This window comes from Paenibacillus whitsoniae, assembly GCF_003955665.1.
Classification (GTDB): domain Bacteria; phylum Bacillota; class Bacilli; order Paenibacillales; family NBRC-103111; genus Paenibacillus_E; species Paenibacillus_E whitsoniae.
The window spans coordinates 103,311-123,330 of the sequence record NZ_RXHU01000034.1 but is presented as its reverse complement, the minus strand read 5'-3'; the positions used below and the strand labels follow the sequence as shown (position 1 = coordinate 123,330).

Here is a 20,020-nt window from a genome sequence, read left to right as displayed (position 1 = left end):
GCTCTATGCCATCCGTACACGCTCCCGTCCTTGAAAGGACGGCGAAGCCGTTTATCTTTGGAGAAAAAAAGGAGCGAAATCATGCTGACTTTGACGAAACCACAAGCGATGCTGTTCGATCTGGACGGCACGTTATTTCAAACGGAAACGCTGCTTCTGCCCGCATATCACGCCACGTTTGACGCGCTGCGAGCACGCGGTTTATACGAAGGGGCAACACCGCCGGAGGAGCGGATTCTCGGGGCACTGGGTATGCTTCTGGAGCAGATTTGGGAGCGTGTCATGCCTGATTCGCCGCAGGAAGTGCGGCAGGAAGCGGACAGACTTCTGATTCATTATCAAATGGAAGGGCTCAAAGAAGGTCGCGGCGTCTTGTATGAAGGCGTTGCGGACACGCTGCGCGCGCTGCATGAGCAAGGCATCCGGTTGTTCGTTGCCAGCAACGGACTTGAAGACTACGTCAAAGAAGTGACGAAGGCTATGGGGGTCGCCCCTTTGTTCGAGGGCTTGTACAGCGCCGGCGAGTACCAGACGAAATCGAAAGTAGACCTGGTTAACATCCTGCTGGAGACGCACGGCATCGAATCCGCGTGGATGGTCGGCGACCGCTCCTCCGATGTGGAGGCTGGGCTGCGCAACAACTTGACAGTGGTTGCGTGCGACTATGCCGGATTCAGGGAGTCCGGCGAGCTGGCGGGGGCGCATGTTCGTTTGACACGATTTGCCCAACTGTTGGATCACGTGCCTGCGCAATAAACTGTCGCAAACGCCGCCCGCCCGGCATAGACTGTAGCACATTGATGTAAAGGTGCTGATCAGCATGCCTTCTTTTGTAGGAATATTCAACATCATCAGGAATGAAGGAAACCTGGTCAACGGCGATACTTGCGTTATCGCTCCGACCAGCGCCTCGAAGTCGTATGCGGGTGCGGGCGGCGGCATCACGGGTGATTTCTCAATCTCGACGACACTGTTTAGCGCTACAATCACGTTTGATCCCGACGGCATCGATGCGGGGGCGAACAAAACGGCAACAGGAACGTAAATGGCTAACCCCTATGAGGGGACTTCGTGAGGGTTAGTCTTCTAAACCTGCATGTAAGCAGGAATTGTGCTTGGCATGGCCTATTTTCGGGGCATGCCAAATTGCAGGTTTGCGCCTTGACGGCACGAATCCAGAAAAAACGTCACACTAGGAAACAATCGGGCCATTTCCTATTTAAAGACCGATCTCCCCTTCTTTGAAACATGGGGGGAGGCGGTCTTTTTGTTTTACCGACAAGTTTCGCGCCTGTCTATTGACTTTGGCTTGCACGATTCGTTATGATGAACATATGAGTAATTGTTCATATGAATAGATGGTCACATAAGGAGGGGAGTCCATGCCGCAAGAATCTCAACATCGGCAAGCGTGCAGTCATAAGCATGGTGGCGATCACGATCACGATCACGACCATGCCCACGATCATAGTCACAGTCACGCGGGCCACAACCACGGCCATCATGGTCATCATCATGGGCATCACGGTCACCACCACCACGGAGCGGGCAATCGCAAAGGCTTGACCTATGCGCTGTTGATCACAGCCGGCATCATGATTCTGGAATTTGTCGGCGGACTGTGGACGAACAGCCTTGCATTGCTGTCGGATTCCGGTCACATGCTGAGCGACGCCGGGTCGTTGGCGCTTAGCTTGTTTGCGATGTGGCTGGCGGCAAGACCGGCTTCGCCGCGGAGATCGTTCGGATTTCACCGGTTTGAAATTTTGGCTGCTTTGTTCAACGCCGTGACGTTGTTCGTCATTGCCGGCTTCATCATTTGGGAAGCCGTTGAACGGTTTCGGCACCCGGCCCCGGTGGCCAGCGGCACGATGATGGTGATTGCGCTCGTCGGGCTTCTTGCGAACTTGCTCAGCGCGTGGTCGCTGATGCGCAAAGGCGACGTGCACGGCAACTTGAACCTGCGCAGCGCTTATCTGCATATTCTCGGCGATGCTCTCGGTTCCGTCGGAGCGATCCTGGCTGGCCTTGCGATGCTGCTCTTCGGCTGGTATGTGGCTGATCCGATTATCAGTGTCATCGTATCGCTGCTTATCTTACGTGGCGCATGGGACGTCCTCAAATCGACGCTGCACATACTCATGGAAGGGGCGCCGCTAACCGTTGAGCTGGAAACCGTCAAGCAGACGCTGGCTAGCATCGCCGGTGTTCGTGATGTCCACGATCTGCACGTATGGACGATTACGTCGGGTATGGATTCGCTGAGCTGTCATCTGCTGATTGAGGATGATCAGGACAGTCAGTTCATTTTGCAGCAGGCGCTTGAACGGATTGAGAAGCGTTTCAACATTACGCATGCGACGGTGCAGATCGAGAAATCTACGAACGCACACTCCGCATTGCCAGTATAACCAGAAGGAGCGGAGGGATTCATGCAATGGAAAACATGGTGATGCCAACAGGCTCGGAAGCCACCTGCTCCTGCTCACATGCCGATGCGATTCCGGCTGACCGCCGGATTACAGATCGGCAAGCAGCGGGCATGGCCGATATTTTCAAAGCGCTGGGCGACCCGACGCGGGTAAAAATCATATTTTACCTCGTTGAGCAAGAGCTTTGTGTCCATGATTTGGCGACGCTGATTGGCATGGAGCAGTCCGCGGTTTCCCATCAGCTGCGGTACTTGCGCGACCTGCGTATCGTGAAGCGCCGCAAGGAAGGCAAGACAGTTTACTACTCCCTGGACGATGAGCATATCGAGCAAATTTTCGTCCAAACGATGGGGCATCTGGGGCATTTGGAAACATAGCTTTCCTGCATTTAACGCGAAAAGAAAGCCTTTTGAACGCTCACCAGGCTTTCTTCTCGTTTAGTTGGACTCCGTCTTGGTTTCTTCCGAGAGCGGAGCTTTTTTTTGTTTAGACATCCACAGCGCGTACTCCAGCGGACGGGAAACCGCCTTCTGATAAACACCGTGCTGTCCGATACGGCGGAACACTTCGCGCGACGGCTTCGGGTTCACTTCCAACAGCCAGACGCCGCCTTTGGGGTCGACGGCAATATCCATGCCAAGCTCGCAGAGCTTGCCGAACTTGCCCTCGAGGAAATCGGCCAGCTTATGGGCGAAATTATTCATTTCGTTTTTAATGCCGGTAATCTTATCCGGCGAGAATCGATAGCCGAGCAGCCGGTCCTGGGGAACGGCGCTTCCGCCTCCGTGCAAGTTGGACGTAATGCTGCGATGTGGGCCGATCCGACCGGCACAGCCTGTGACTTCCCATTCGCCTTGCCCGTTCTTTTGGATCAAGAGCCGGTAGTCATGCACACGTCCGTCGCGCAGTGTCAACGGAATGCCCTGCTGCACGACATAATCGGGGCTTAGGCGCAGCGAATGCAGCTTGATTTCAAGCTGCCTTTCATTTGCCCGAAACGGCGAGATGATCGTCCGGCTATGATTGCGGCCCTGCAGGAGATACCGATCGGCCCCGACCTGTTCGATGCGAAGGATGCCCCGGCCCCCGGTGCCGTTTTTCGGCTTGACGTAAATGAGCTTATGCTTTTTCAAAAAGCGAAGCAGATCGGGGACCGACGTATAGCGGACCGTCGCCGGCAAATACGGCTTAATCTCCGTGCTTTGGGACAGCGTCTGATGCATCGACCATTTATTGGCGAGCGGCCTGCTTAAAAAAATCAGTTTGGAATGCCGATTGCGGAAAGCTTTCAGCATCTGATAATTCGCTGCGGCTTTGTACCGGCAGCGATCGTAGATGATCGGCGGCAGGGGGGCAAGCTTGCGCATCCAAGTCCCCTTTTCCGGGACATAAGTCAGCGTACGCGCCGATTCCCCTCTGACATCGCCTGGCGTGAATACTTCAACTTGAACCCCGATTTTTCTGCCTTCCTGGCTGAGCCTTTTAAAGAACGCCAGTTCTTCAAGCCGCGATCCCCCCATATATATCGCTAGTACGCCGAGTCGTAATGGAGCCAAGCTTCATCACCTTCTTTTTCGGTTGTGGATTAAATACAAGCTGTACTCAATAATCCGGTCGAGCGATTTACGGCGAATGGTTGGTTCGTCAAATTTCATCGGCTTGGAATTTGCTTCAAAAAACCAGATGTGCCCTTTGCTGTCAACGCCAATGTCCATGGACATCTCTCCGAGCTGGGCGCCTGACGATTTCTCAATCTGTTTAGCAAGTGTGATCGCGGTCGTGCGAACTTTTTTGAGCATGTTCTTGGCTTCTTTGGCGCCGAACGCATGCGTCAGCAGCATTTGCGGCTCTCCGATGGATCCGCCGCGGGGGACGTGCGTCGTGATGCTCGCCTTGCCGGCAACTCTGGCGCCGATGCCGGAGACGCTCCAGTTGCCTTTGCTGTTCTTCTGAATCAACGCCCGAAGATCGTAGGCGCGGTCATTGTGGCGGGCCAGATCGATGCCCTGCTGGACGATATAGTCCTGGCCGATCCGCTGCCGGTTCCATTCCCTCCAGATATCGTCCGCCGTTAGATGGAAGCTGTGCACCATTTTTTTATCCTCTTGGCGGCTGAGGCGATACGCTTTGTCGGGGCGGCCGGCCGGTCGGTCCACACGCATAATGCCTTTGCCGGCCTTGCCTTTGACAGGTTTCAGATAGAGTACGGGATGTTTCTGAATCAGTTGGGACAGATCGCTGACCCCGTTCAGCTGAACCGTTTCGGGAATGTAGGGTTTGCTCTCTGGGGCGCTGCTCAGCCAACTAAACAACGTCCATTTGTTAAAAAAAGACGGATTGAACAGCTCCACGCTGGTGCTTCGCTTGCACGTTTGGAGCGTCTGCTGGACTTCGGGCCTCATTTCCATTTTCCGGTATGGAATGCGGTTGTACACCACCTGAGGCGCAGGTACGAGCTCGCGAATCCAGCGTTTGGAACCGCTGTGGTAGCGGTAACCGTACATGTCCGCGCCGCTGAGCTTGAGGTCTTTCGTCGTGGCCACGTAGACGTCGACACCATGCTGTTCGCCGGTACGGATCAAATCCACAAAGTTATTTAAATTCCCCCGGAACACGCGATCGCTGTCTTTCACCGTCAGAATCGCCAATGTCGGGCGTTGCCTTTTTTCATGAAGGGTGAGTCCCATCTAGCCATCCCTCCTTGAGCGGAAGCGGCTCAAAAACAAGCAATGCTCATATACGTTCTGAATCGTAGCGGTATCACCGGCTTTGAGCGAGGGATGCTTGAAGATGGAGCGTCCCGGCTTCGCATTCGCCTCGAACATCCAAACGCGCTCATTCTGGTCGATGCCAATATCGAAACCGAGCTCGCCGAGCAAATGGCTGTAATTGCTCTCGATGCCCGACGCAAGCTGAATCGCGGCATCTTTGGCGTTTTGCAAAATCTGCTCCGAACGAGAGCCGTACACATGCCGCAGCACTTGCTCCGGTGTCATCAACATACCGCCGTTGCGGATATGTGTCGTAACACTGCCTTTGCCGGATTTCTTCGCGCCGATGGCCGCGACGACCCATTGATTGCTGCCATTCTTGGTCAGGTGGAACCGGAAATCGATCGGACAGTTGTCGATCTCGATCAGCCGGATGCCCTGCTGCGCCACATAATGGGAGAGGCGTCCGCGATCGGTCCCGAGCATGCCCATAAGCCCTTCGAATTTGGCGTAGCGGATCAGGACGTTCTTGCCGGCTTTGCGATAGCGGACAAAATAGCCGCGCTTCGGATTGTAGGTAACGCGAAAGATGCCGATGCCCAGACTGCCGGCCGTTGGTTTAAGGTAGATGAATTTATGTTTATCGAGCATTTCTCGAATCTGTTCGGACGTTGGATTGATGCGCGACTCCGGTACGTAACGGAACGCGTCGTGGCCGTCGAGCAGCTTATAGACGTCCCATTTGTCGAAGAAGCTCCAGTTGAAGATCGGAATGCCTTTGCGGACAAAGCGATTTTTAAAATGCTCCATGCCCGCCGATTTCTCCGCTTTCCGGGAGGAAAGCCGGTTGTAAACGACGTCCGGCAGCGGGAACGTTTTGCGCGCCCAGCCGCCGCTTTCGGTCGGAACGATGCCTGTCACCGTCCCCTGAATCCAGTTCACGTTGCGTGGGCTGAAGGCGAAGCTGAACGATTTGGCGGAATTCGTTTTGATGACCTGCCGAATGAATCCGGTTATGGATCCGAAGGGTCTGGAGCTTCCTTCGATGTTGGTGAGGACGCCGATGACCGGCCCGATGCGCAATTCTCGGCTGGAATTGCTGACGACCATGACATTGCCGACGCGCGGGATGCGCAGCGTTGTCATGAGGGATGCCGGAATGTACATATGCTGGCCGCTTTTTTTGATGAGTCGGATCGGGAGCAGGGCGGATTTACTGCCAACCTTCAAGGTTATCGTGCGATTGCCGGTTAACCGCAAAGCTTTGGCGAGATCGCTGGTCAAGTAGACGGATTTGTCGGTTCGAGGTACGGCGTGGAGCATACAGGATGTCAAACTCATTAGGTTACCCTCCTAAACTTGTTGCCCTTCCAGGGCTCTCCGTGGCAAAACAGGCAGCGAATTGCGCTCTGCCTCCTTGTCGCGGACTGGTTCGCTAAGTTGCCCTAGCCAGGCATTCAGTGAAGCAAAAAACGTGCATATCGGATCGGATTGGCGATCGAGTCGGCTCGGGCGCGCTCATCGCGCAGCTCGGCAAACAAGGTGCGTCCCGGCTTGGAATTGATTTCGAGAATCCAGATACGCCCCTGGGTATCGATGCCAAAATCAAGGCCGAGCTCGACCAGCCGTCCGTGGTCGTTTTCAAGCAATGGCGGGATGCGCAAGGATAGCTCCGTGATGACGCTCAGCAATTCTTTCGCCTTGGCTTCGCCAAACTGGCGCGTCAAAAAGGAAGAAACTTCCTCTGCTTTGCCCCCGCCATGAAGGTTGGATGTCAGGCTGCCGGGTTTGCCTGCGCGCACGCCGACCCCGGTCATTTCCCACAAGCCGCGCCCGTTCTTTTGCATGAGCGATCTGACGTCGTAGGCGATCCCCTCAGCGGTATGAAGCGATAAGTACGCTTGAAGCAGATAAGGTCTAGCGCCGATGATCATGCGGAGCCACTGCCAGCAGGCTAGGAAGTCGGGAAACGCCCTTGATAACGGCTGATTTCGTCCATCGCGCCCTTCCGCCACGTAGCGCTCGCTGCCGGCTTCTTCTGTGCGCTGCACATGCAGGGCGCCTTTGCCTTGACTGCCGCCTTCCGGTTTTAAAAACGCCTCCTGCTTCTCTGCCAGCCACGCTTTCAATTGTGCGCCGCTGTGCAGTCTTGCGGTTTCAGGCAAGTAAGGGAGCAGGGCGCTGTCTTTCGCCAGCATCCGGGCGACTTCCCATTTCCCCCCGAGTCCGTTGCCGAGAAACCGGATATCCCGCCGGGCTCGCAGTTTGCGAACGTGATGGCGGTAAGCGGTATAACCTTCTTTGCTGGAGAAAAAGCAGCGATCATAGATCAGCGAAGGAAGCGGGAACTGACGCGCCTGCCAACCGCCAGCTTCATCGTAGACGTAGCCCTGCACGACCGATTGCGCCCAATCGATACGGTTCGGCGAAAAGACGAACACCTCGATGCCCTGTTCGGCGCCGTAGACGCTCAGCCTGCGGTAGAAGGCGGCATCGGCAAAAGGAAGCGGCCGGTTTCGTTCTGTCACCATAACCCCGAGTCGGGGACGGTGATGCGGTGTCCAGCGCATAAGCTCACCTCAAAACTTCGCTAAATAACGTGCGTATTTGACCAATGTTTTGACAGATGGCCGAATTTTTTTATCGGCATTCAGGGCGGTATTGTCGTCTTTGGACGGCTTGGAATTGACCTCCAGCAGCCATACTCTGCCGCTGGTATCGACGGCGAGGTCAATGCCTAACTCGCCAAAATGGCTCTGAATTTGCGTCTCGACCCCTTTGGCAATATCCAGGGCCGCTTTGCGCAAGCGTTTTTTAATGGCTGAACGGTTTTCAGGGCTGAAGCCTGCTTTGGCCAACGCTGTTGGCACCGTGCTTAGGCTGCCGCCTCGCGCCAAATTGGAAACAAAGTGCTGGGAGCCGGCGATGCGCCCCACGATCGACGTAATCTCCCATTGCCCGGTGGCTCCGCGCTGTACAAGTGCACGGAAATCGATCGGATTGCCTTCCGCCGTAATCAGGTTTAGACCCTGCTGAATTTGATAGCGCTGCGCCCGCAGCTTGCCGGCGATTGCTTGGAAAGCGGCGGAGAGACTCGGGAATGTCTGTCTCCGCACGCCGGAGAGCGTCGTGGAATGCGCGGTGAAGACATCTCCCGCTTCACGGCGGATACGGATGATGCCTTTGCCGAGCGAGCCCGTGATCGGTTTCAGAAATAAGACCGGATGACGTGAAGCCATTGAACGCAGCATCGTATAGTTTTTGAACAGGTGCGATTCCGGCAAATAGCGGTGAAGCGAACTGTCTTTGCGCAGCGCATCGAACACTTCCGTTTTATTCAAATATTTCTCGTTAAAAATGTGCGTGCCGTGGTTCGTCTTGGCATCTTTCAGAAATTGCTGTACATTCGGCATATTTTCATATCTGCGGGAAGTGAGCCGATTGTAGATCACATTGGGAATCGGAAACGTTTTTTTCGTCCAGCTGCCGCCTGAGTAGGAATAAGCCGCAATGGACTGGGCATTGGCATGCATTTCTTGAGGCGGAAAAAAGTAAACGACCGCGCCTGCCTGCTCGCAAGCAGTCGTCAATTCACGGCAAAAGGCCGTAATCGCGCCGAAAGGGCGGCTTGGCGAGCCTGCATAGACACGGCTGATCATAACGCCGATTAAAGGTCCGACCGACAGCGTATTGGCTTGCTGTTTATAGTGGAGGTTGACTTTTGCGCCTTGGTGTAACCCTAATCGGCTCGCGAGCTTCGGGTCTACACGAAGGCAATTCGAGACTTTCGCTGTAACCACTCTGACATCATGAATCGAAGAACCAAATCGCAAGGTCATTGGTTGATTAGACGGAACTTTCCATTTTCTTGCTATGCCTTCACTTAGAACAACGGTCCGATCATCCAAGTAGATGCTGGGGCTTTGAATGGATACTCCAACTTTCGTTCTGGTCATTAGCATACACTCCTTCCAGCATCAAAAATGGCATTGCTTAAGCAAAGTAAACTACTCCATCATATGAGGACATATATTCCTTGGTGCTTAGGCGGATAGCCCAAAACGCCCAATCTTTGGGCTGTTAAACGTTCAGCAGAGATTCAGCCAGGATTTAGGGAGTACTCAGGACGAAGATTAAAGTTCCCGCTATAATCAAGTTAGTAGATCGCCAAGATTGAGAGGAAGGGATAACATAGATGAACGCGATAGGGAAATGGACGAAATGGACAAAGTGGCAAATTGGCATCGTACTGGCTGTGGTGCTGTTTTATTTGTTTCAGCACATTAAAGGCAGCCCCGAATTTCTAACCGCAGTGAAGAAAGCTTCCCAAGCCCAGGAAGAGCCTGCCGTTGCGGCAGCTCCGGAACGCCAAAGCGACCCGCTGTTGGAGCCGCCGAGTCAGGGTAGGGGGAGACATGGTCGCAGCAGCAGCTTCGGCGGCGAAAGGCAGTCACAGCCGAATACGCAGGAGCGAACAGAGCCGCAAATACAGCAGCCCCAGTCGCAGACATCGCCGCAATCCTCTCAAGGCCAGACCAGAACCCATACGCGGAGCACGGCATCTTGATCGAGACGGAGGGAGAAGGCATGATGCGTTCGTATCACTTTCGTGCCATGAATACCGCAATTGAAGTGGTGCTGGGCTCGGAACGGGATGAGCCGGAACTGGAGTTGCGGATCAAGCAGGGGTTTGCCCGCAGCGAGCAGCGTTTCAGCCGTTTTCTGGCGGAGAGTGAACTTTCCTGGCTGAATCGGGAGGCGGGAAAACGATGCTTTATTTCCGAAGCGATGTTGGACGTGCTTTCGCTGTCGCAGCATTATATGGAAGTAACCGAAGGCGCTTTTAACATTTTTATTCTCCGAAGCTTACAGCTTGCGGGCTATGACCGCTCGTTTGAAAAGCTGCCGCAGGTTGCAAGGGCTACTGGCACTGCGGGGCTGGAGATTCCTCCTGTTCAACATGTGCGCCTTAAGCTCGATCCGGTGATGAAATCCGTGCAGATTCCTGCGGACGTCGCGATGGATTTGGGCGGCATTGTCAAGAGTTGGACAGCGGCGCAAATCGCCTCGAGCCTTCGCAAATGGTGGGCAATGCCGCAAGGGCTTGTGAACGCCGGCGGCGATGTTGCGGTGTGGGGCGGAGCGGCCCCTGATGAACCGTGGCGCATTGGGATCTCGCACCCGTTTGGGCTTCCGCCTGAGGAAGAGGCGGTTGCCGAGCTGATGACGGGCGCGGTTGCAACTTCAAGTACATTGCGCCGCAGATGGCAAGGGGCGGAAGGATGGCGGCATCATTTGATCGATCCGCGGACGATGCGGCCTAGCGAAGCTTCCGTCGTACAGTGTACGGTTGCAGGCTCCAATCTCCAGGATTGCGAGGTGTGGGCCAAGGTGCTCTGCCTGCGAGGATTGGAGGAAGGTGCGGCACTATTGAAGAAAAATGCGCCGGATTTGGAAGCTTTGCTTTATACGAAATGCGGAGACAGCTATTTGATTCAAGCGAGCAGTCCAAAGCTGGAGCTCGCTTGGCACGGACTGAAGGGAGTGAAGACAGGATGATAACGTGGTTCGTGCAATTGCCGGTATGGACGCTGGTACGCGTTTTGGGCATCGGCTCATTTCTGAGCTTATCGGCAGGTATGGTTATCGGAATTATGTATGGCTATCCGCAAATGAAAGGAAAGAAGAAAGCGCAGCTACACCGCTATCATACGTATCTGAACAACGCGGGGACTGCTTTGGCGCTTCTGCATGCCGTGCTGCTCATCATCGATACCTTTATGCCGTTTGATTGGCATGAGATTTTGGTTCCTTTTACGGCTGAGCACAATCCTGTTTTGAATGGAATCGGGACCGTGGCGCTGTACGGCTTGCTGCTTGTGCTGCTCACGACGGATCTGCGCCAGAAGCTTCGCAGAAAACTGTGGCTTACGCTGCATATGCTGTCGTATCCGATTTTTGTATTGGCTTTGATCCACGGGCTTATGCTGGGAACCGACCGGCATCTCGGCATCGTGCAGGCGATGTATACAGCAGCCGTGCTCGCGCTCATCGCGGCCACAGCAGGACGCTACGTGTCGATGCGTTGCGAAAAGCGTCGAAAGGGGCTATATTAATAGGTATCTGAGCAGGAAATGAGGATCGCATCACAACGTGGCCAAAAAAGCAAAGATTACCGAACTCGACATCGTAAGAGCGATTTCCATTCTGGCGGTGGTGTTAATCCACGTCACAGCCGATTGGACCGTTGATCCGGCGCTGAAAGGGAGCAGTACGGCGCTGTTGGTTCTGTTTTTGAATAAGATCAGCTATTTTGCTGTACCTGTGTTTATTTTTTTGAGCGGTATCGTGCTGTTCTATATTTATACCGATAACTGGAGCGGCAAACAGGCGTTTATCTTCTATTGGAAGCGCGTCCGCCAAGTGTTGGTGCCGTATATCGTCTGGTCATTCTTCTACTATATATACAATCCGTGGTTATGGACGCCCGGACATCCGATCAAGATCGAACCGGAAGTTTTTCTGAAGCAGTTGAAATGGGCTGACTCCGGCTATCATTTGTATTTTATGATCATCATCGTGCAGTTCTATTTGCTCTTCCCACTGCTCGTGTGGGCCGTCCGCAATGCGGCCTGGTTCCGCCGAACGCTCGCTTTTTGGGGTCTGGCCATCCAAGTTGGCGTATACATTTATACGCATTGGTTCGGCACCATCGCTCATAAGCCTGAGCTGTGCATCACCTATTTCGGCTATTTCCTGATTGGGGGCGCCATCGGTATGAACTACACGGCGTTTCGGGCGTGGCTGGAGCGCAGCAAGAGCTGGTTCATTCCCGCCTCCCTCTTGTGCGGCCTGATTTATACCGGGCTCTATCTAGCGGGGCTGAAGGGCTATACGTTTGAAAATACATGGTACGAGCTGTTCTGGCTGTTGTACAGCCTCGGCATTGGCATCAGCCTGATCTGGTTGTCAAAGTGGCTGCTGGAGAAGTGGGCGCATATCGGGCAAATGTTCATTTCCCTCGGCTCGGTCTCCTTCGGCGTCTATCTCATGCACCCCGCCCTGCTCTCGCTTTGGAAGTATAAAGTGCAGACGCCGGGCTCGATCGTCCTTTTTAACCTATACAATCTCATCGTCTTTGTGCTGATCGTGACGATCCCGTGGCTGTTGACCTTGCTGTATCGGCAGGGGCGGAACATGTTGAAAGTGTAGTGCTTTGCAGAAAGGAAGTTTGAATCATGAACGAAGTCATCGATTTACTTCTCCGGCACCGTTCCATACGCAAATTTACGTCGGAGCCGGTCACAGCTGAGCAGCGTACGGCGATCTTACGAGCGGCTCAGGCCGCATCCACCTCGAGCAACATGCAAGCCTACAGCGTGATCCATGTGACGAATCAAGCGCTGAAAAACCAGCTCGCTGAGCTGGCCGGCGGCCAGGCTTACGTCAGCGAGTGCCCGCTCTTCCTCGTGTGGTGCGCGGACCTGCACCGCTTCGCGGCGGCGGCCGGTCGTCACACGGACGCTCCGATCACCGGCAATGCTGAACACTTCATCATTGCCACCGTCGATGCTGCATTAGCTGCGCAAAATGCAGCCGTTGCCGCCGAGTCGCTCGGCCTCGGCGCCGTGTATATCGGCGGGCTGCGCAACAAGCCCGCGGAGGTCAGCGAGCTGCTGGGCCTGCCGCAGCTCGTGTACCCGGTGTTCGGCATGTGCATCGGCATGCCGGACCAGGAGCCGCTGCTGCGCCCGCGGCTCCCGCTCGAAGCCGTGTACCACGAGAATCGGTACACGGACAACCCCGTCGCGATCGACGTCTACGACGAGACGATCCGCGACTATATGGACCGTCGGACCGGCGGCAAGGCCGATACGACGTGGTCCAAGGAGATGGCCGCGAAGACGCAGCGGCCGCGCAAGCATATGAAAGCCTTTTTGCAGGGGCAAGGCTTCGAGATCGAGTAGCGAACGCGCGTCCCGCCCCCAGTCATATAACCACAACTTGTCTCATACATTGGGAGAAGGTGTGGTTATTTTGCTAGGGAAAGGTGTGATGATCCCATGAAAGGATTCAAAAATGTCGTGTTCATGAGCATGGCGGCAGGCATGCTGTTCTATTCCATTCCGATGCTGGAGTTCAGGGACGTCGGTTCCATTCAGATGGTGTTCAGCTGCGTCTGGATTGTGATGGCGCTGCTGGTGGTTGCGGCGCATCTGCATCAAATTCTAGGCGTTGACGAGGAGAAGCGCAGAGAGCTCAGCCGGATCAACCGGATGAAAAAGTGGCAAACGGAGCAGCTGCTCCAAGGCCGCAAAAAGCTGCTGCAATTCCGCAAATAAGTAGAAGGCCTTAAAGGTTTTGACATCGAACATATGTTTGTTATAATGAGAATGTAACATCCGATCCTGAATAGGGTTGGATGTTTCTTTTTCCACAGCCACAGCCGGAAGCAGATTGTCCTCCTCTTGCAAAAACGCTATACTGGTAGTACAGAATAGTACAGGATACGATGGGTGAGGTGGTACAGTTGGAACTGCAAACGGGAGATACGACGACGAAGCATGAGCAGATCCTGCGGCACATTGAGGAGCTTCCGCTGGGGACCCGGATTTCCGTGCGCAAGATCGCCAAGGGGATGGACGTCAGCGAAGGGACGGCCTATCGCGCGATTAAGGAAGCGGAGAATCAGGGGCTCGTTTCGACGAAGGAACGGATCGGCACGGTGCGGGTGGAGAAGAAGCTGCGGCAAAATATCGACAAGCTGACGTTCGCCGAGGTCGTCAACATGGTGGACGGCCAGGTGCTCGGCGGTGCGCGCGGGCTGCACAAAACGCTGAACAAGTTCGTCATCGGCGCGATGGAGCAGGATGCGATGATGCGTTACATTGAGGCAGGCAGTCTGCTCATCGTCGGAAACCGCAACCGGGCCCATCTGGGCGCGCTGGAACAAGGGGCCGGCGTGCTGATCACCGGGGGCTTCAACACCTCCACGGAAGTGAAGGTGCTGGCAGATGAACTGGAACTTCCAATTATCTCCAGCAGCTACGATACGTTTACGGTCGCGTCCATGATTAACAGGGCGATCTACGACCGTTTAATTAAGAAGAAAATTATGCTCGTGGAGGACATATTGGCCTCGGGCGTCACCATATCCGCTTTAAAAGCCAACAGTACGCTGAAGGATTGGCAGCGCCTGTCCGAGGATACCGGCTACAGCCGGTTTCCCGTCGTCGACGAGTGGAACCGGATTATCGGTGTCGTAACTTCCAAAGACATGGTCGGCGCACATGCCTTGCAGACGGTCGATAAATTAATGACGCGCAATCCGCTGACGGTCACACCGCAAACCTCCGTCGCCTCGGCGGCGCACATGATGGTGTGGGAAGGCATTGAACTGCTGCCGGTCGTGGACGGCAACCGCAAAATTCTTGGCGTCCTCAACCGCAGCGACGTGCTCAAGGCGATGCAGTATATCCAGAAGCAGCCGCAGAACGGCGAGACGTTCGAGGATTTGATCTGGTCGGGGCTGGAAGAGGTGCGGGATGAGAAGGGGACTTTGCAGTTCCATGGCGTCATTACCCCGCAGATGACGAACCACCTCGGGACCGTATCGGAAGGCGTCTTGACGACGCTGATGACGCAGGCCGCTTATCGGATCGTGCAGGAGTTCAAGAAAGGCGATCTCGTGATGGATAACATGTCGACCTACTTCCTCAAACCGCTGCAGATCGATGCAAAAATCGAAATAAAGCCCACCATCATCGAGGTGAGCCGGAAGTTCGGTAAAATTGATGTTGAAATTTATCACGCGGGTTCGCTCGTGTCCAAGGCGATGCTGACCGCACAGGTCATTTAGGGGGCTTTGGGAAGTCGCCTTAACCGCGCAGCTGCCGGTCGTAGTGACCGTGGTTGCGCACGCCGACGAAGAAATTGAAGACGCCGATCAAGACAAGCACGGTGCCGAAAATGCGGCGGAAGCTGGACTCGCTGAAGAAGAAAATTTGCGTAATGGCGATGAGCACCAGCATGAGACCCATGCAAATGTTCATGCGCGCCGTATAGAGGCCGCGTTTGACCGGCTCCGCTTCCCGGCGGTACCGGAAGCTGTAGAATACGGTCAGCGCCAGCATGACGCAGATGAGCAAGAAGAGAATCGTTTGAGCTGCAAGCATAAGTGAAAACCGTCCTTTAGTCCGTTTTACTGTTAACTTTAGCGATTTTCACCGGAGATTGCAATATTTCGCGGGCATTCGCGATTATGTGCGCTTCTCTTCCGCCGTGATCCAGACCGTCAGCTCGTTCTGAATCAGGACGATGGATTTTACTTCTACCACATATTTTTTTTCGTGAAGGATGTAGGTCCGTTGGGTGATGAGCCTCTCGTAGAGCGGCTGGGAGTCGCGGACATAGGCGGCTTTTTGGCCGATGACGAGCTTGAGCTCGCCCTTTACGTCACCTTCGATTTCCTTTTGGATATCCTCGCTGATAAGCTCGTTCTGGTTTTTGGGGAGCAGGTGGACGTTAACGACACTGACAAGGGATTGCTTGTTTTTCGTTTTTGTCAAGCTGTCCAGGTCGTCCTTGAGTTCGGCGTTCTCCTCCAAATATTTGTGCATTTGAATATATAGTTCATTGTACGCATGCTGGTGGATGCTCATATAGACCGCGCTCCCGATAATGGCGCCCGACAAGACGAGTGCGAAGCCCTTGAAGAGATGCGCATACAACGCAAAATGCGGGATTCTCAAGGCTGGGTGCCTCCCTTGCAGATCATTTGGATCAAGGAGGTGCCGAAATGCGCGCCGATAAAGGCGACGACGATATACACAATCTGCTTGATCGCCGGGTTCAGGTGCCCGATGGCGACATGGCTTTCAATATAGCGAATGGGGTCGATGGTACCGCCGATGGAGGCGACCATTGCCCAGATTTTAATGTTTTCGGCGATGGTTAGCATTTTTTCCGTGGGGGATTGAAGGGTGAGGACGGCAGCGACGCCGCTGAGCATACTGCCTCCGAAGACGACGCCGAAGGCGATGGCGAAATGCATAATAACATTGGCCCAAAAGCTAACCATGGTCTGCTCGCTTCCTTTCCAGTGATGGTATGAGGACAACTTCCTCTTATACTCTATGGGACTGGCCGGGTGGATTATGATAAAATAGAAGGAATAATTATGGACGGAAGGGGGAAAAGCGGATGAGTTCATTTGTCCATCTCCATGTTCACAGTGAATACAGCTTGCTCGACGGCGCCGCACGCATGGAGGAACTGGTCGGCCGGGCGGCTGAGCTTGGCATGACCTCGCTGGCGCTGACGGATCACGGTGTCATGTACGGGGCGATTGCGTTCTACAAAGCTTGCAAGCAGCGAGGGATCAAGCCGATTATCGGGTGCGAGGTGTACATCACCGCAGGCTCTCTGCATGACAAAGGCTCGAGGCAGGAGCAGCCGATCTATCACTTGATTTTGCTGGCCCGGAATATGCAAGGCTATCATAATCTGATGAAGCTCGTTTCGATCGGGCATCTGGAAGGTTTTCATTATAGACCGCGCATCGATATGGCGCATCTTGCGCAATATGCCGAAGGGCTGATCTGCCTCAGCTCCTGTCTGGGCAGCGAAGTGTCTCAGCATCTGCTGCACGACCGCTATGAGGAGGCGCGGAGCACGGCGGAGCGGTACAGGAACATTTTCGGAGACGATTATTTCCTGGAAATTCAGGATCACGGGATGATCGAGCAGAAAAAAGTGATGGCCGCCATGATCAAGCTAAGCGGGGAAACCGGCATTCCCCTTATTGCGACAAATGACGTGCACTATGTGAAGGAACCGGATCATGTCGTGCAGGATATTCTGATTTGTATTGGAACGGGCAAAACCGTGGCCGATACGGATCGTTTGAAAATGGGCACCAGTCAAATGTATTTGAAAAGCGACGAGGAGATGCGGCGCCTTTTTGCGCACGCGCCAGAAGCGCTGGCGAACACCGCGGTTGTCGCGGATCGCTGCGAGCTCGAACTGACGTTCGGAAAGTCGATTTTGCCAAGCTTCCGGCCGATTCCCGAGGGCATGACGGCGGGAGCTTATCTCGCGCAGTTGTGTCAGAATGGACTGGAGCAGCGCTACGGCGCCAAACCGCAGTGGCAGGATGCCGAGGACCCGCTCAAACGGCAGGCGGAGGAGCGGCTCGCCTATGAGCTCGGCGTCATTGAAAATATGGGGTTTTCGGACTATTTCCTTATCGTGTGGGATTTTATTCGCTATGCGCATGAAAAAGGCATTATGACCGGTCCGGGTCGGGGCTCGTCGGCAGGCAGCCTCGTGGCGTATGTGCTCCGGATTACGAATGTGGATCCGCTGGGGTATAAGCTGCTCTTCGAGCGGTTCCTGAACCCGGAACGGATCACGATGCCGGATATCGATATTGACTTCAGCGACGAGCGTCGGGACGAAGTCATTGATTATGTCGTGGCCAAGTACGGGCGCGAGCATGTCGCGCAGATCATAACATTCGGTACCATGGCGGCCAAAGCGGCGGTGCGCGACGTAGGGCGCGTGCTTGGCATCCCTTACGGCGATGTGGATCGTGCGGCCAAGGCGATTCCGCACCAGCTCGGCGTGACGCTGGCTGAGGCGCTGCAGACGAGCTCGGATCTCAAAGGGCTTGTGCTGCGACAGCCGAAAACCGCTGAGCTGCTGAACATGGCGATGCGCGTAGAAGGCATGCCGCGGCACGCTTCGACGCATGCCGCAGGCGTTATCATTTCGCGGGAGCCGCTGACGCAGTATGTGCCGCTGCAGGAAGGCACAGCGCAAACTGCGCTGACGCAGTACACGATGGAGCACCTGGAATCGATCGGGCTGCTGAAAATGGACTTCCTGGGTCTGCGGACCCTGTCGATTATTGAACGGACCGTCGAATGGCTGGCCGAAATGGAAGGCGTCGAGATCGCGTTCGAGACGTTGGACATGGACCGCGATCCGGTTACTTACGAGATGCTCAGCCGCGGCGAAACGACAGGCGTCTTTCAATTGGAGTCGAGCGGCGTCCGCAAGGTGCTCAAGGAGCTTAAACCATCGGAGTTCGAAGACATTATCTCCGTCCTGGCCTTGTATCGTCCGGGCCCGATGGAGTTCATCCCGAAATATATAGCAGGCAAGCACGGACAGGTAGAGGTCGTCTATCCGCATCCGACGCTGGAAGGGATTTTGAAGGATACGTACGGCATTATCGTGTATCAGGAGCAGATCATGCAGATCGCCTCCTCCATGGCGGGCTTCTCGCTCGGTGAAGCGGATTTGCTCCGCCGCGCTGTGTCGAAGAAAAAGCGCGAAGTGCTGGACGAAGAGCGCGCACACTTTGTGGCTGGCAGCTTGAAGCAAGGCTTCACCGCGGAGGAAGCCAACCGTGTGTACGATATGATCGTGCGCTTCGCCGACTATGGCTTCCCGCGGGCGCATGCGACGGCTTACGGCGTCCTGGCCTTCCAGACGGCCTATCTTAAGGCGCACTATCCGATCTATTTCATGGCGTCGATGCTGACGGCCGTCATGGGCAATCACCGCAAGGTGGCGGAGTACGTCGACGAATGCCGCCGCGTCGGGTTGGCGGTGCTGCCGCCGGACGTGAACGGCAGCGGCACAGTGTTTACGCCTGATCCGAAGGCTGGCGCTATCCGCTTCGGCCTCGCCGCGATCAAGAATGTCGGCACGCATGCGATTGATGCGATTCTCAGCGAACGGAAGAAGAGTCCGTTCGAGAGCCTGCTTGATTTTTGCCGCCGCGTCGATTTGCGGGTGTGCAACAAGCGGGTCATCGAGTCGCTAATTCAAGGCGGCGCATTCGATTCCTTAGGCGGTCATCGCGCGCAGCTGCTTGCGATTTTGGACGAAACGATCGCATCCGCGGCCAAATGGCGCAAGGAGCGGGACGATTTGCAGCTCCACTTGTTCGGGTTCGTCGAGGAGCCAAACTGGGAGGTCGAGATCCCGGACATCCCGCCGCTGCCGCAGAGCCGTCAGCTCGAGCTGGAGAAGGAGCTACTCGGCATGTACATTTCGGGTCATCCGCTGGACAGCTTCACGGAACAGCTGGCCGCCCTGGACGCTGTCATGCTGCATCAATTAGTCGAGCTGCCGGATAACAGCGAGGTGCTCGTCGCCGGCATGATCCTGGGCAGCAAAACGATCGTGACGAAAAAAGGACAGCCCATGGCCTTCATGGATATGGAGGATCGCATTGATAAAGTCGAGGTGGTCTTATTCCCCGAGACCTGGAAAACCGCCGCTCCGCTGGTGCAGAAAGGGCGCCTCGTCCTCGTCCGCGGGAAGCTGCAGCTGCAGGACGAGGACCCGCCCAAGCTGCTCGCGGAGCAGCTTGCCGCGCTGGATGACCCTGCGGGCATCCAGCGGCTGCGCCGGCCGCTTGGCGCGCGTGGACGATCCGCTGACCGTGTCAGCGATCGTCCGGCGCCCGCGGCCGGCCCGAGCGGCGCGCGCAGCGCCGCTCCCGCGCAGGCGGCGGCCCCTGCGGGAGGCCGCCCGGACGCCCGCGGCGCAGGGGCTGTGCCCCCGCCGCGCGAGGACTCCGCTGCGGCTGCGCCGCCGCAGCGGGTGTTTGTGAAGATCCCGGCTGACCGGGAGCAGCCGGATAAGCTCTTGCAGCTGAAGGCGCTGCTGAAGCTGCATAAGGGCCCGCTCGCGGTCGCGTTGTTCTACGAAAGCAGCAATAAGCTGCTCGCGCTCAGCGACCAATATTTGGTGAATCCGTCGCCCGATTTGTTCCGCATGATCGAGACGATCATGGGAAAAGATTGCGTACGCGTGAAATAAAAAAGGCTCCTCCTGCATAGATATAGGAACCCGGTATTT

At 55.4% G+C, this 20,020-nt stretch carries 20 protein-coding genes; 12 read left to right on the top strand and 8 right to left on the bottom strand.

Translation table 11 applies throughout. From position 1 onward, the window contains the following. Positions 1–81 precede the first annotated feature (81 nt). From EJQ19_RS12880 to EJQ19_RS12865, 4 genes are all read left to right on the top strand, one after another. On the top strand, positions 82–756 hold the full coding sequence (locus tag EJQ19_RS12880) for an HAD family hydrolase (protein WP_126141633.1): 675 nt from the start codon (positions 82–84) through the stop codon (positions 754–756). Positions 757–820: 64 nt separating this feature from the next. After that, positions 821–1,045: a spore germination protein gene (locus EJQ19_RS12875; RefSeq protein ID WP_126141632.1), complete on the top strand. Its 225-nt coding sequence runs from the start codon at positions 821–823 to the stop codon at positions 1,043–1,045. Positions 1,046–1,382: 337 nt separating this feature from the next. After that, positions 1,383–2,411: a cation diffusion facilitator family transporter gene (locus EJQ19_RS12870; protein ID WP_126141631.1), complete on the top strand. Its 1,029-nt coding sequence runs from the start codon at positions 1,383–1,385 to the stop codon at positions 2,409–2,411. Between the two features lie 26 nt (positions 2,412–2,437). Continuing rightward, positions 2,438–2,809, top strand: a complete 372-nt coding sequence (locus EJQ19_RS12865) for an ArsR/SmtB family transcription factor (RefSeq protein ID WP_241242879.1) — start codon at positions 2,438–2,440, stop codon at positions 2,807–2,809. 60 nt (positions 2,810–2,869) lie between these two features. Here EJQ19_RS12865 and EJQ19_RS12860 read toward each other — a convergent pair whose 3' ends face one another. The 5 genes from EJQ19_RS12860 to EJQ19_RS12840 all read right to left on the bottom strand — a co-directional run bounded on the left by EJQ19_RS12860 (position 2,870) and on the right by EJQ19_RS12840 (position 9,099). Beyond that, positions 2,870–3,988 (bottom strand): YheC/YheD family endospore coat-associated protein, encoded by a 1,119-nt coding sequence (locus EJQ19_RS12860; protein ID WP_241242878.1) that lies wholly within the window; start codon positions 3,986–3,988, stop codon positions 2,870–2,872. Positions 3,989–3,994: 6 nt separating this feature from the next. Next, on the bottom strand, positions 3,995–5,119 hold the full coding sequence (locus tag EJQ19_RS12855; RefSeq protein WP_126141630.1) for a YheC/YheD family endospore coat-associated protein: 1,125 nt from the start codon (positions 5,117–5,119) through the stop codon (positions 3,995–3,997). Further along, on the bottom strand, positions 5,120–6,484 hold the full coding sequence (locus EJQ19_RS12850) for a YheC/YheD family endospore coat-associated protein (protein ID WP_126141629.1): 1,365 nt from the start codon (positions 6,482–6,484) through the stop codon (positions 5,120–5,122). A gap of 116 nt (positions 6,485–6,600) precedes the next feature. After that, positions 6,601–7,713, bottom strand: coding sequence for a YheC/YheD family endospore coat-associated protein (locus EJQ19_RS12845; RefSeq protein ID WP_126141628.1), 1,113 nt, complete (start codon positions 7,711–7,713; stop codon positions 6,601–6,603). Between the two features lie 9 nt (positions 7,714–7,722). After that, positions 7,723–9,099, bottom strand: coding sequence for a YheC/YheD family endospore coat-associated protein (locus EJQ19_RS12840; protein ID WP_126141627.1), 1,377 nt, complete (start codon positions 9,097–9,099; stop codon positions 7,723–7,725). Between the two features lie 239 nt (positions 9,100–9,338). Here EJQ19_RS12840 and EJQ19_RS12835 point away from each other — a divergent pair, with 239 nt between their 5' ends. The 7 genes from EJQ19_RS12835 to EJQ19_RS12805 all read left to right on the top strand — a co-directional run bounded on the left by EJQ19_RS12835 (position 9,339) and on the right by EJQ19_RS12805 (position 15,002). Next, positions 9,339–9,710, top strand: coding sequence for a hypothetical protein (locus tag EJQ19_RS12835; protein ID WP_126141626.1), 372 nt, complete (start codon positions 9,339–9,341; stop codon positions 9,708–9,710). Between the two features lie 20 nt (positions 9,711–9,730). Next, on the top strand, positions 9,731–10,702 hold the full coding sequence (locus tag EJQ19_RS12830) for an FAD:protein FMN transferase (protein ID WP_126141625.1): 972 nt from the start codon (positions 9,731–9,733) through the stop codon (positions 10,700–10,702). After that, entirely contained in the window at positions 10,699–11,259 is a 561-nt protein-coding gene (locus tag EJQ19_RS12825) for a ferric reductase-like transmembrane domain-containing protein (protein ID WP_164716520.1), read from the top strand. The genes EJQ19_RS12830 and EJQ19_RS12825 overlap by 4 nt, the downstream gene beginning before the upstream one ends. 37 nt (positions 11,260–11,296) lie before the next feature. Next, on the top strand, positions 11,297–12,355 hold the full coding sequence (locus EJQ19_RS12820; RefSeq protein ID WP_126141623.1) for an acyltransferase: 1,059 nt from the start codon (positions 11,297–11,299) through the stop codon (positions 12,353–12,355). 26 nt (positions 12,356–12,381) lie between these two features. Then, a complete protein-coding gene (nfsA, locus tag EJQ19_RS12815; protein WP_126141622.1) occupies positions 12,382–13,110 on the top strand; it encodes an oxygen-insensitive NADPH nitroreductase in 729 nt (242 codons plus the stop codon). 96 nt (positions 13,111–13,206) lie between these two features. After that, positions 13,207–13,485, top strand: a complete 279-nt coding sequence (locus EJQ19_RS12810; RefSeq protein ID WP_126141621.1) for a hypothetical protein — start codon at positions 13,207–13,209, stop codon at positions 13,483–13,485. A 188-nt stretch (positions 13,486–13,673) separates the two neighbouring features. After that, positions 13,674–15,002 (top strand): DRTGG domain-containing protein, encoded by a 1,329-nt coding sequence (locus tag EJQ19_RS12805; RefSeq protein ID WP_420901676.1) that lies wholly within the window; start codon positions 13,674–13,676, stop codon positions 15,000–15,002. 19 nt (positions 15,003–15,021) lie between these two features. On the opposite strand, the gene EJQ19_RS12800 is transcribed toward EJQ19_RS12805, so the two are convergent. The 3 genes from EJQ19_RS12800 to EJQ19_RS12790 form a co-directional block, all read right to left on the bottom strand. Further along, positions 15,022–15,318, bottom strand: coding sequence for a YtpI family protein (locus EJQ19_RS12800; RefSeq protein ID WP_126141619.1), 297 nt, complete (start codon positions 15,316–15,318; stop codon positions 15,022–15,024). Positions 15,319–15,402: 84 nt separating this feature from the next. Continuing rightward, positions 15,403–15,894 carry a sporulation membrane protein YtrI gene (locus tag EJQ19_RS12795; RefSeq protein ID WP_126141618.1) on the bottom strand — a complete coding sequence of 164 codons (492 nt, stop codon included), beginning with the start codon at positions 15,892–15,894 and terminating at the stop codon, positions 15,403–15,405. Continuing rightward, positions 15,891–16,223 carry a YtrH family sporulation protein gene (locus tag EJQ19_RS12790; RefSeq protein ID WP_126141617.1) on the bottom strand — a complete coding sequence of 111 codons (333 nt, stop codon included), beginning with the start codon at positions 16,221–16,223 and terminating at the stop codon, positions 15,891–15,893. The genes EJQ19_RS12795 and EJQ19_RS12790 overlap by 4 nt, the downstream gene beginning before the upstream one ends. 122 nt (positions 16,224–16,345) lie before the next feature. Between EJQ19_RS12790 and EJQ19_RS12785 the strand changes: the two genes are divergently transcribed. Then, positions 16,346–19,981, top strand: a complete 3,636-nt coding sequence (locus EJQ19_RS12785; protein ID WP_126141616.1) for a DNA polymerase III subunit alpha — start codon at positions 16,346–16,348, stop codon at positions 19,979–19,981. Positions 19,982–20,020: the final 39 nt, after the last annotated feature.